The organism is Clostridium sp. MF28, assembly GCF_002969175.1.
GTDB lineage: Bacteria > Bacillota > Clostridia > Clostridiales > Clostridiaceae > Clostridium > Clostridium beijerinckii.
Genome location: NZ_CP014331.1, coordinates 6,038,027 through 6,050,598, shown reverse-complemented (window position 1 = coordinate 6,050,598; position 12,572 = coordinate 6,038,027). Strand labels below are relative to the sequence as shown.

The following is a 12,572-nucleotide window of genomic DNA, read 5'->3' as shown; positions in this document are numbered from 1 at the left end:
AGCTCTATAGAGAACAAAGTGGCTGCGCATGCTCATTCCTAATCATATTTTTATAAGCCAACAGCCTCTTAACTATTGATATAATTGGTTTTAAAGACACAAAATCCATAGATATTAAAAAAACACCCGAAGGTGCTCTTACTCATATATCTCAAAAATATTATCTACTAATTCTGTTCCTGTCCCTGTCAAATAAATAATCTCAATAATAACAAACACTAAATCTAAATAATTACCATCTGAATACCCTTCTTCGCAATGAGCAACTTTGTTCCGCATTTTCTCATAGTCATATAGCTTATTATACAAATAACCATATTTCTCAAAATCTACAACACATTCGTGTATTACATCTTTAAATTTCTCATCTATAATTCGCCTATTCATATTTTGATATCTTTCAATTTTATCACAGTATTTATCAAATACTTCAGCATTTCCTATTCTTGGCAGTAAGTTATAATACGCAGTTTCTAGATTTGCATATAGCATTTCTATATATTGGTCTAGTGCCGCAAAAGCAGAAAAAAAAGCCAATCTTTCATTTCCAATGTTGTACATAACATAACTTGTAAGCAAATATTCTACCCACATGGGATAATCATTGTCTATTGGTAATCCATATGCATTGCACTCTAATGTTCGTTCTGAAAACTCAATAATAGTCCAACCATCTATATTGGGTACATAATCAAAGTCACATTTAAAAAAGATTCCAGGTGCAAAATGATCTATTGTAATAATATCGCCTATCATATTACATTCTCTCGCAATATTTACAGGCTCATCAATAGAATCGGGTTGTATTACTATTTCAAAATCTTCAACTGAAGAAAGCAATTTCAAATTTTCAACTTCAAGATAATCACTAAAAGAAGCACTGTATGCTTCTTTAGGCAACTTTACTCCAGCAAATGAAATTTCAAGTTTTAACTTGGTTTGCTCTATTCCAAAGATTTTATACAAAAAGCAATGCTCTTCACAATCATAGATCTCTCTGATTAATGAAGATAAATTTTTTTTCCTCAAATTGTGATTCCATACATATTCTTTTACTTTTGAACCTCCTGACTTATTCTTTTCCATCCTCTTTCTTACCTTATAAACATTAGTCTTAAGAAATGGAACCTTATTTGCATTTCTGTATCCCAAATCCGCTCTAGCTTCATCTTGTAATTGTTCTAATGTACAAATACCTTTCAATCTAATCTTCCCCCAACTCTTCCAATAATAAAACATGCTATAACTGTACAATTACTCTAATTTTTTCTTCAATATTTATTTTTTTATTGTATAACTTAATATTTTCAATTGCAACTTTGTAGTTATCATATTGCTTTACTTACATATATAAAAATTATACATTGATTTAACTTTATTATAATAAAAAAAGAATGATCTATTATTGTGAATAGACCATTCTGAATACTGGTTAATATTTATTTAATAGGGGATAAATAATGTTTAACTACTTTGTGTTTATATATTGCAAGAGATTTGTGACAGCAATATGGCAAAATTGAACTTTCTTGACCTGGTGTTATACTTATAATCTTTCCAACAGATCATAACTCAATGTCCTAAACACCTGACAATATTTTTGAAATCCATCTTGTCCAATAATATAAATATTAGGCATATAATCCATTCTTACTTTTGAATACATAATACGCTCCAAACCATTATCTATAGCTGTATGATTACTTAAAGCCACATCTACTTTTTTACTAATTGCTTCACTAATAAAATAATCTAAGGACTTAAGATATTGTTGTACTTCATCTTTTGTCCATGGTGGAGTTGTAGCCCCCCATAATGCTGCCATGTGGATTTCACCATCATCTTTTACAGGGAATATATAGCTTAATCCTCCTGGAGTATGACCAGGAGTACCATAAACATATATTGTTTTATCACCCAATATTATGGTATCACCATCTTGAACATAAACATCAATTTTATAATCTTTCCACGTTTCTGGTCTATCAGGCTTAGTAGGATGTTCCTCCCAAAAAATATCATCTATTTTAGAAAGATATGTGTAAGCATGGTATTTCTCAACAAACCATTTTCCACAGCCTGTATGATCAACATGTCCATGAGTTAAAACCAGCTTTTTTATAGTATAAGGATTCCAACCTACATCTTTAATCGCAGCTACTATTGCATCAAAAGCTTCCTTTGCTGGCCAAATAGCATCTATTACTATTAGCCCATCACTTGTCTTTAATACAAAGCAATTTGTTTCTTTTTGTGCAACAATTAGTAAATCGTCAAAAATCATAGCATGGGTAAAAAATGACATGTCCTCCATTGCTTTGATTGTTTCTTTCGTAATAACTGGCTTATTTAATCTATTCATTTAATATACACTCCTCTGTACAAAATTAATTTTTTGGTTGTACAGAGGATAAACGATTCTTTGGGTGCATACGTAAAAATATTTTCATGATTCACCTTCCTTATAAATCAAAATTTATCTTTTTTAAATTATAACTATTATGTAAATATCAGACTTTCTTTAAGATAATGTACTATATTAAATATATTATTCATTATTGTTTTTATTAAACCAATAGTTTTTCATCTCTATTAGGAATTCTTTTGTTATTTGATATCCTGAACTTTCGCTAATTATAGAATCTGTACCACAATACGGACAAATACCTGTACCACCAATATCCTCAACCCAATCTACAATTTCTTTTGGACTAAAAATTTTTAAACAATAAAAGCAACCACATTTTTTATCTCTTAACAATTGATTTCTGTGATTAGATGAATATTTATGTGCTTTTATATACTCCATCATATTTCACCTCTTATTTTCACTACCAGCGACTTGAAAATTATAATATTATTACACTAGTTTCTAAAAGCTATTCCTTGAACACTTGCACGATCCTCAGTTAATAAATTTCTAATAATTCATTTTCAGTTACAAAGAAATTTAATTGTGAATAAATATTTGCATTATTGGCTGAAAATTCAAGTTCAATCATGGTTTCATCTGACCAAATTCGCTTAATATTAATACATCCCATTTAAAATACTCCCTTTATCTACTATAAACAAAAATCTGTCTTGTTTTATCAAAAACTACTATCAGAACATATTATAACACATTTTGTAAATAACATATTATTTAGTTTTCAAAGAACAATTTCTTATTTTAATTTACTCTGTCTAATCTACTCTACTCTCATTATAACTACTATTAAAAAAACTTTTATTCCACAGGGCGCCGTCAATGTGCTTGCTTTTCTGCCTGTCCTTATTAGTAATGAGTGTTATTGAAGCGCAAGAAATCGTATCACTAAAAATAATTTCTTCTTAAATATTTATTTCTATTATTTTTAGTGATTGGATTTCTTAAGCGGAAAGAACGCCTTTACTAAAAAGGACTAGCAGGTAAGCATGTACATTGTGGACCTGCCCTCACCCATCAAACCTTATCTCTATCTTGGTGAGGGCAAGTCCAAGGCGCCCTTTTCCCTATGCGTATGCATCACTTCTCCATAAATCATTTAATACACCAAACAGGTTCTCTCTATAATATTTATACTAATTCTCTATTTAGTAAACTTTCAATTGTTCATTGGATTTAAGGCGCAGCCTTTAATCCAATCACTACACTTAAAACATTCTCTTAAGAAAGTGTCAATGTAATAGCAAGGGGCAGAGCTCCGTGGCTATTACGTATTGACTCTTTCTGGAGTTGGAATTTAGAAATACATTTAAAGTATCCTCTTTGAAAATAAAAACATTAACTTTCTCTCCCCATTCTCACATTTCAACAAAAACTCTTATCTGGGCATGCAGCATTATCTCCAGTATTACAATACACCAAAAACTATAATAACACCTTCTCTATAATCTGCACCAGAAAAACCCATTACCACAAAGAAGGCATGTACATTTTGCTAAATAACGTTTCCCGAAGTGTCCCAGCTGAAATTAAGGAATAAACCTTCATTTCTCAAAATCTTTATAACCACAAAAAGACCATAAAAATTCATGGCCATAAATATTTTAGCTTGGACATTTACGGGACAACGACTTATCTTAGCGAAGTGTACTTGCCTTCTTTTCTCCTAATGTCATCAGCTTAAGAAATTCATATAAAAATTAAATATTACATTCCCTTAAACTTGAGATTACTATATCATTATATTTCCCCTCTAATATAATACACAAAAGACTTCGCGTAATCTACACAAAGTCTTTTGTATCTATACTTATGAACATATATAATGGTCTATGTCTTTAATGTTGACAATTAAATTTAAACTCATCACTAAAACTACCTACTCATCTTACTAATTTATTCTATTAATTCTACATTAGCTTGTGTATTATTACATTTACATATATATTAAAAATATATTCATTTTAATGATACATAATGTTTTAACGTTAAGCCTTTGTTTCATTCAAATTAGGTTTTTGAGTATTCTGAGTACTTTTATCATTTTGTGTATTTTGTGCACTTTGCTCATTTTGTACCTTCTCAACTCTCGCAGCTATACTTAATCTCTGTAGTTGAATTAATGCCAGAATATCACCTATACTAGTGAAAAAGAGTGCCAATACGCCTAACTGGTCACCTTCAGTATATTGTTTTGCAATTCCTATAGATAGAACCGCTGTTAAGGCAGTGAGTTCTTCTGGCGATAAATCGAAAATATCCATAAATATTGCCTAAATAATTGCTTATAATTTATTTATATACAATACTTATTATAAAAGTGCCAGGCGAACTTAACTATTTTAATTCTTTTAAACTTTAAATATTAATAACCCACCATATTTTTATGAAATTCTGCCATATTTTCTCTGCCTACAGATTTCATCATATTAGCCATAGATCCATATCTATTATTTTGCATTATATCAATTATCTTGCTATAATCATCATCACTTAGTTAGCCATTAAATTTTTCATGGTATTAAAATCTCTATTTTTCATAGCATTTGCTTCATCAGTAAAACCATTCTCTTTCATTAATTCAATCATTTTATTCATATCATCATCTGATTGAACTCCATCCCCCATCAGGCTCATCATATTTCCTCTATAATCTGATAATGATTTAACCCCACTATCTTGTCCATTAAATTTATTAGAATCTATATTATTGCCACCTTCTGCATATGCAAGTGACATGCCACTTACAGTTACTATGATTGCTAATACTAGAATCATAACTTTCTTTTTCATTGTATATCACTCCCTCAATTGTCTTCTCTTTATGTGTTTATTCTACATCTTAATTGTGGATCAATTATGAAGATGATATAGTTATAATAAAATTTTTTAATTATATTTAATTCCTCCAATTTAAAAAATCATTTCCCATAAACCCTAGTATCAATATAAACCAACACAAAACTTAAACCATTAATAGATCTTGTTTTAAATTTTCTTATTTGTATTAGCAACACCTTAAATCCAGTAATTGGTGTAATTGTATTATTCATTAGTAGTACTGCAATCTATGTTTGCTTAGGTAACTCAGCTAATGCACATGCTTCAATTCTCTTATTATTGCAATTTTTAACATTAGGACATTTTCTAGATTGCTCTGCTGTTTTGCTTAATGTTTGCATTGCATTACCTCATCTCTTTGTCTAGATTATTACGAAACAGTATCTTAAATAAAAAAATATCGCAAATCTATTCTCAGTTTTACGAATAGTGCGATATTCTAATTTATTATTTATTTTGCTAATTAATAATTAAACGACATCACTCTGTAAGTTCCAATGGATTAACAAAAACTGCACCTTTACCAAGTAATATAATTGTGTCATTAGGACCTATAGGTATTGTGTTATGCTTTTCTGAATTAGGTTTTAGTCGTATAGATTGAAGTATATTTTGTTCTTCATCCGTAATAATAATGGACATATTATCCTTTGATGAAACGTTTTGAACTGAATAAACACTGTTTTTCGAAGGGTTAAAATCAGATATTTTATAAATACCTTGGTTAAATGTATTACTGATTGTAACTGGAAATGCAGGTTTTATTCCGAATACAGTAAGCGTTAAACATAAAAAGACCAATAATAAAACAGTAAATCTTTTCATCGCATATCCACCTTTCGGTACTATTATGTCCAATAAATTTAATAATATTTATGCTTATAACCTATACAAGTATATACTTGTTATACCGAACTTTGTAAACATCGCACATTCAATTTTCAAAGAACTTTCGCATAAAGTTAACATATATTTTAAGAGAATAGTATAAGATATCAAAATCGTTTCTATGAACTTTTTAATTACATACATTTTTATTACCTCTCATAATTTTATAATTACATTAAATAATGCTTTTTAATAAACTAATAATATATTATTAATATACAACTATTTATTTAACACCCATACTCATATTATTTAATCAAATGTCATAATTATTAATTATATGTTATAGTAAGTGGGTGTAAATAATGACAGGTTTTGAAAACTTAACTCCTGAAGATTCTCTAATTTTAACAAATGCAATTGTTATTTCTCTTGCAAAAGGTAAAAATGCTGAAGAGCTAAACGTCCTTGGAAACTTCATTGTGGGCATAGGCTGTTTATTAGTAATAACAATAATGGTAACCAAAATAACAGCAATAATAACAACATGAATAATAATGCTGTTGATGATGATATAATAATTGGATAAAGATTTAATCTACCAAAGTAATCCCAAGTTTTTCATAAAACTCTTTATTAATATCATGACATTCTTTAAGGTTATTTTCTTTCCTAAACTTTATTACATACAGTTTCATTCCTTCGCCATATATTCCATCTAAATTTTTAGGATAATAGCCTTTTTCTTTCATTTTTCTTTGCACTTCTAAAACATCCGCCCCTCTATCGCCAGGCTTTAAATTTACAAATCCTTTTTCAAAAGGGCCATATGGGCCTGCGTATATGCATACTATCATTCCACGCTTTACATACTCATATAATTCCTCTATATCCTTATTTCGCATTCTAATACATCCATGGGAGGCTTCGCTCCCAATAGAGTATGGTTTATTTGTGCCATGAATTCCATAAATTCCCCAAGGTACATTTAATCCAATCCACCTTGTGCCAAAACCTCCACTCCATTTAGCCATACGTACCACTTTCCATGTACCTACCGGAGAAGGTGTTTCTTGTTTACCACTAGCTATTGTATATTTTTTTAATATTATATTTTTCTCAGTATCTATTAAATAAAGCCTTTCTTCACTAATATCAACTAATATAGATATATTACTATTAGAATGAATTTTTGATTCCGCATTAACTGCATACCTCAATGAATTTAATATAAAAACAAATATAATTAATAAAATAGTGTTCCTAATAAATCTTCTTCTTTTCATTTGTTACACTCCGTTTCATCTACCCTATTTGTAATATCTTCACGTTACGATATCTTTTTAGACTTTTTGTATACGATTTATTTCTTTATTGGAAAATATAGCTCTTTTGTTTCTTCAGTTATTGTTCTAAATTCATAACCTCTTGATTTATAGTATTTTATTATTTGAGGAAGAGCTTTACACGTATTTTGGTGATTGTTTGTGCAATGCAAAAGCAATATAATCTTATTCTTATTTTCACTTCCATTTATAGCTTTTTCATATAATTCACATGATGATGTTTTAGGTTTTAATCCATCACTATTTTCCAAATTCTAATCATACACTTTAAAATTCTTATCATGTAATTTTTTAAGAAAATTATTACTTAAACGTTTATGACCGCCGCCTGGAAACCTAATTATATTAGGTGTTATTCCAGCAACCTTGTTTATTGCATTCCTGCAATCGATCATTTCTTTAATAAAGTTATCTTCATCACTGTAAATTATGTTATAGTCATGTGTATAACTATGTAGGCCTAAACTATTTCCTTCATTATAAATTCTCTTTACCACCGCTTCCCTGCCTTTAATCTGATTTCCAATCAAAAAAAATGTTGCCTTTACTTTATTCTCTTTTAATATATCTAAAACATTACTTGTCACAGTAAAACTTGGTCCATCATCAAATGTTAAATAAATAATTTTTTTCTTATTTGTTGCAACAGTCTTATCTTCTTCGACTATTTCGCGTGATTCAGATGTAGCTTTCTCATCAGATTTCTCAGTAACATTTTGGCTGGATTTTTCAGATGATGCTTCATTATTGTTTTCTTTAGATTCTGCCTAGCTCTTTTCTTCTTTATTTCCATCAGAATTTTTACTTGGTTCATTACTAGATTTTTCACCTAATTCTTTCTCATCTGATTCATCAGGTTTTGCCTCTGATTGTTCATTATTTATTTGATTTTCAGGAGAAGGTACAGTTTTACCGAACTTACAACCAATAAGCAATACACCAAAAGCAAAGATTAAAATATATTTTAATTTACGTCTCATAATAGTTCCTCCAATCCAGCTTGCTTTTTTCATTGATGAATTAGTTTATATTTCTTATTGTTTGTTTTTTTGTCTTCTTTATTTGTGGTAATTTAAAACACTTCGTAGTACCTATTTAATTGCAAATCACGTGTATCATTAAGATAATTATTAAATTAATATTTACATATTCTTTTAAATAATATCAAGTTGTCAATTATATCCTATAATCATAATTAATGTTTTGACAAAATTTCACCTCACAATGTGGTATTTCTTATATAATATTGAATATTATATAATTATATTGTATTATTATTCCGTTTTATTGTATAATATATCCGTAGCATTATATTATGTAAATATGAGAGGAGTTTTTATTATGGTAGAAAAAATGTTTTGTTATCAATGTGAACAAACTGCTGGGGGTAAGGGATGTACTAAAATAGGTGTGTGTGGTAAAACACCTGAAATTGCAGCAATGCAAGATTTATTGATTTATCAATTAAAAGGAATCAGTGTTTACGCAAAAGAACTTTTAAACAAAAATGAAAAGGTTGACACATCAGTAGCCTCTTTTGTTGAAGATTCTTTATTTATGACATTAACTAATGTTAATTTTGACCCTAAGGCTCACCTTATTCAACTTAAAAAGTCTCAAGAAATTAAAGAGTCTTTAAGAGCAAAGGTTAAATCTGAAAATATCACCTCTCCTGAAGCGTTGTACAACCTAAGTGATTCTAAAGAATCTATACTTGAAGATGCTGAAAAAGCTGGAATAATGTACGATGAGAACTTAGATCCAGATATTCGTTCTCTTAGAGAAACTATAAAATATGGTTTAAAAGGAATCGCTGCTTATTCTCATCAAGCTAGATTTATAAAATATACTAGCGATGAAGTAAATGACTTCTATTTTAAAGCTTTAGCAGCTTTAGCTGATGATAGTTTAAATCTTGAAGATTTGATTAAACTTGCAATGGAAACAGGTACTATGAGTGTTAAGATTATGGAAGTTTTAGATACTGCTAATAATACTACTTATAGTTCTCCATCACCTACAAAAGTTAATGTAAATATTAAAAAAGGTCCATTCATAGTAGTTTCTGGACATGATTTAAGAGATCTAGAAATGTTACTTGAGCAAACTGAGGGTAAAGGAATAAATATTTATACTCATGGCGAAATGTTACCTTCACATGGATATCCTGAATTAAACAAATATCCTCATTTAGTGGGTAATTTCGGAAGTGCATGGCAAAATCAACAAAAAGAATTTGATAATATACCTGGTTGTATTTTAATGACAACAAACTGCTTAATGAGACCAAAAGATTCTTATATAGATAGAATATTCTCAACAAGTGTTGTTGGATTTGATGGTATTAAACATATTGAAAAAGATGAAAATGGATATAAGGATTTCTCTGAAATAATAAATAAAGCACTTGAACTTGGTGGTTTCACAGAAGACGAAGAAGTTAAAGAAATTTTAGTAGGCTTTGGGCATAAGGCAACCTTAGGTCATGCTGAAACAATTATTAATGCAGTTAAAGACGGAAAAGTTAAGCACTTCTTCTTAATTGGTGGATGTGATGGTGCAAAGCCTGGAAGAAATTATTATACAGAGTTTGCTGAAAAAATTCCAAGTGACTGTATTATTCTTACTTTAGCGTGTGGAAAATATCGTTTCAACAAATTACAATTTGGTGAAGTTGCAGGACTTCCAAGATTGCTTGATGTTGGACAATGTAATGATGCATACTCAGCAGTTAGAATAGCTTTAGCTTTAGCTGATGCATTTAACTGTACAGTTAATGATTTACCTTTATCAATAGTATTGTCTTGGTATGAACAAAAAGCTGTATGTGATTTACTAGCATTACTTTCATTAGGCGTAAAAGGAATGTATATCGGGCCAAGCTTACCTGCTTTCTTAACTCCTAATGTATTAAATTTCTTAGTTGATAATTTCGATCTTAAACCAATCAGTACTCCTGATGAGGATTTAAAACAAATATTAGGCTAAACTTTTAAAGTTGGACAAGTATTTGAACTATTGCAAAATGCATAAAGCCACTGTATAAAATTGAAAACCATGCAATAAGGGAGATAAATCTCCTTATTGCATGGTTTTTGTTATTCCTATTTTGCTATTAATTTTCCAAAATCTCTGCATTTGTCTTCATCTTCACCTTCAGGAGATTCCTGCACGGTTAAACCTTCGTTTATTAATATAGCACCATATGACTCCATTCTCTTTTCCCATTCTGTCATCCATTCACCATTGCCCCATCCCCATGAACCAAAAAGAGCAACTTTCTTTCCTTGCAAACTTCCTTCTAATGATTTAACAAAAGGTTCCATTTCACTTTCATCTAATTCTTCTGATCCATAAGCTGAGCATCCTAAAATAAGTATTTCTTCATTATTAACATCATCAAGTGTTGCATTTGATACTTCAACTAATTCGGCTTTCTTCCCCTCTGATTCTATTCCTTCTAGAATTAAGTTTGCCATTTTTTCTGTATTTCCTGTTTGACTAAAATATATTATTTTCATATTAATACCTCCCAAATTATGCTATCTACTTCTTAAATTGTTTTTTTATTTAACTTCTGACATTATTATAACTTTATTTGTTTTTAAAAAATGTGATTGAAATCAAATCTCAATAGAATATTTCATTTTTCTGCCACTCTTAATTATGTATTGATAGATTTATTATAGTAGCCTTAGGTCTAGACATAGATTCAATTGAATATTTTATCCCCTGAGTTCCTATACCAGAAGCTTTCACACCAAGGAATGGGAAATTATCAGGACCTCTTTCTGTTTTATTATTTACTTGAACTGTTCCTACTTCTAACTTATCAGCCACATAAAAAGCATTATCTATGTTCTTTGTAAATACAGCACTTTGAAGCCCATATTCTGATTCATTAGCTATTTCTATAGCTTCATCTTTATCTTTAACCCTAATAATTGGAAGTACAGGGCCAAATGGTTCTTCCCATGCAATTCTCATGTCTAAAGTAACATTATCAAAAAGTGTTGGATAAATTAAATTTCCATCTCTGTTTCCTCCTACAATTAAGTCAGCTCCTTTACCCTTTGCATCTTCTATTAATTCAATAACAAAATCTGCAGCTTTAGAACTAATAAGAGGTACAACATCTACATCTTTCTCTAAAGGATTCCCTACAGTAAGCTTTTCCATCTTTTCTTTGATTTTTTCTAATAATTCATCTGCTACTTCATCTACTACTAAAATTCTCTTTACCGCTGTGCATCTTTGACCTGAATATGAATATCCACCTGCAACTATATTACTTGCAGTTAGTTCAAGATCAGCATCTTCTAAAACTATAGCTGCATCCTTGCCACCTAATTCCATTAAAAGAGGTACCATACTAGTCATCTTAGAAATTCTAGTTCCTACTTCTGTACTACCTGTAAAGTTGATGAAATTTATCCCTTTATGAGTAGTAATATAATCTCCAATTTCACTTCCTTTACCTGTAACTGTATTTAGTACTCCGGCTGGAACCCCTGCTTTTTCGAATATTCTTGCTAGATATAATCCACATAAGCTCCCTTGAGTTGCTGGTTTTAATACAATGGAATTTCCCGCCATTAAACCAGGTGCTATTTTAGAAGCTGATAAATTTATTGGATAATTAAAAGGAGATATTGCAAGTACAACTCCTAATGGTTCCCTTTTTACAACTGACATCTTATTATTCTTAAAACCTGGGAAGCTATCTCCTGGAATACTTTCACCAGATAAATTCTTAGCTGTATCTGCTGTAAACCTTATAAAATCTGCTGTTCTGGATACTTCTGATCTGCAGCTTTTTCTATCTTTTGCAATTTCCATCATCATAAGTTCTGATAATTCATCTATATTTTCCAGTAAAATGTCTGATGCTTTATATAATATTTCTGCTCTTGCATTTATAGTTGTGTTATTCCACTTTCTTTGAGCTTCTTTAGCTGTTACTACTGCAGTATCTACCTCTTCCTTTGTCATAGCCGGTACTCTACCTAACAATGAATTATCAAGTGGTGATTTTATCTCTACAAAGTTTTCACTTCTGCTGCTAACCCATTCCCCATTTATTAAATTTTTAAAAGTATTGTTTTTATTTTTTATATGATTAAACATAA

At 29.8% G+C, this 12,572-nt stretch carries 13 protein-coding genes and 1 pseudogene; 2 read left to right on the top strand and 12 right to left on the bottom strand.

Features of this window, described 5'->3' with window-relative positions:
- Positions 1 to 138: 138 nt before the first annotated feature.
- From AXY43_RS26800 to AXY43_RS26775, 7 genes are all read right to left on the bottom strand, one after another.
- Complete coding sequence (locus AXY43_RS26800; protein WP_009168802.1) at positions 139 to 1,203, bottom strand: hypothetical protein; 1,065 nt, start codon at positions 1,201 to 1,203, stop codon at positions 139 to 141.
- Positions 1,204 to 1,546: 343 nt separating this feature from the next.
- Positions 1,547 to 2,362 carry an MBL fold metallo-hydrolase gene (locus AXY43_RS26795; RefSeq protein WP_009168801.1) on the bottom strand — a complete coding sequence of 272 codons (816 nt, stop codon included), beginning with the start codon at positions 2,360 to 2,362 and terminating at the stop codon, positions 1,547 to 1,549.
- Between the two features lie 186 nt (positions 2,363 to 2,548).
- Positions 2,549 to 2,812: a hypothetical protein gene (locus AXY43_RS26790; protein ID WP_009168800.1), complete on the bottom strand. Its 264-nt coding sequence runs from the start codon at positions 2,810 to 2,812 to the stop codon at positions 2,549 to 2,551.
- A 97-nt stretch (positions 2,813 to 2,909) separates the two neighbouring features.
- Positions 2,910 to 3,044, bottom strand: a complete 135-nt coding sequence (locus AXY43_RS28595; RefSeq protein WP_009168799.1) for a hypothetical protein — start codon at positions 3,042 to 3,044, stop codon at positions 2,910 to 2,912.
- A 1,372-nt stretch (positions 3,045 to 4,416) separates the two neighbouring features.
- On the bottom strand, positions 4,417 to 4,692 hold the full coding sequence (locus tag AXY43_RS26785) for a hypothetical protein (protein ID WP_012058507.1): 276 nt from the start codon (positions 4,690 to 4,692) through the stop codon (positions 4,417 to 4,419).
- A 229-nt stretch (positions 4,693 to 4,921) separates the two neighbouring features.
- On the bottom strand, positions 4,922 to 5,221 hold the full coding sequence (locus AXY43_RS26780; RefSeq protein WP_012058506.1) for a hypothetical protein: 300 nt from the start codon (positions 5,219 to 5,221) through the stop codon (positions 4,922 to 4,924).
- Between the two features lie 528 nt (positions 5,222 to 5,749).
- Positions 5,750 to 6,094: a hypothetical protein gene (locus AXY43_RS26775; RefSeq protein WP_012058505.1), complete on the bottom strand. Its 345-nt coding sequence runs from the start codon at positions 6,092 to 6,094 to the stop codon at positions 5,750 to 5,752.
- 368 nt (positions 6,095 to 6,462) lie between these two features.
- On the opposite strand from AXY43_RS26775, the gene AXY43_RS26770 reads away from it, so the two are divergent.
- The gene (locus tag AXY43_RS26770) at positions 6,463 to 6,648 is read left to right on the top strand and encodes a hypothetical protein (protein WP_012058504.1); all 186 of its coding nucleotides are present in this window, start codon (positions 6,463 to 6,465) and stop codon (positions 6,646 to 6,648) included.
- A gap of 42 nt (positions 6,649 to 6,690) precedes the next feature.
- Here the strand turns inward: AXY43_RS26770 and AXY43_RS26765 are convergent, their stop codons facing one another.
- From AXY43_RS26765 to AXY43_RS26755, 3 genes and pseudogenes are all read right to left on the bottom strand, one after another.
- Positions 6,691 to 7,383 carry a L,D-transpeptidase family protein gene (locus AXY43_RS26765; RefSeq protein ID WP_012058503.1) on the bottom strand — a complete coding sequence of 231 codons (693 nt, stop codon included), beginning with the start codon at positions 7,381 to 7,383 and terminating at the stop codon, positions 6,691 to 6,693.
- Between the two features lie 77 nt (positions 7,384 to 7,460).
- A pseudogene (locus tag AXY43_RS26760) lies at positions 7,461 to 8,081 on the bottom strand (polysaccharide deacetylase family protein); the annotation flags it as partial.
- A 129-nt stretch (positions 8,082 to 8,210) separates the two neighbouring features.
- A complete protein-coding gene (locus AXY43_RS26755) occupies positions 8,211 to 8,423 on the bottom strand; it encodes a hypothetical protein (protein ID WP_012058502.1) in 213 nt (70 codons plus the stop codon).
- A 361-nt stretch (positions 8,424 to 8,784) separates the two neighbouring features.
- On the opposite strand from AXY43_RS26755, the gene hcp reads away from it, so the two are divergent.
- Positions 8,785 to 10,431 carry a hydroxylamine reductase gene (gene hcp, locus AXY43_RS26750; RefSeq protein WP_038457520.1) on the top strand — a complete coding sequence of 549 codons (1,647 nt, stop codon included), beginning with the start codon at positions 8,785 to 8,787 and terminating at the stop codon, positions 10,429 to 10,431.
- 116 nt (positions 10,432 to 10,547) lie between these two features.
- Here hcp and AXY43_RS26745 read toward each other — a convergent pair whose 3' ends face one another.
- Complete coding sequence (locus AXY43_RS26745) at positions 10,548 to 10,964, bottom strand: flavodoxin (protein ID WP_012058500.1); 417 nt, start codon at positions 10,962 to 10,964, stop codon at positions 10,548 to 10,550.
- A 139-nt stretch (positions 10,965 to 11,103) separates the two neighbouring features.
- A complete protein-coding gene (locus tag AXY43_RS26740; protein WP_012058499.1) occupies positions 11,104 to 12,570 on the bottom strand; it encodes an NADP-dependent glyceraldehyde-3-phosphate dehydrogenase in 1,467 nt (488 codons plus the stop codon).
- Between the last annotated feature and the right edge of the window lie 2 nt (positions 12,571 to 12,572).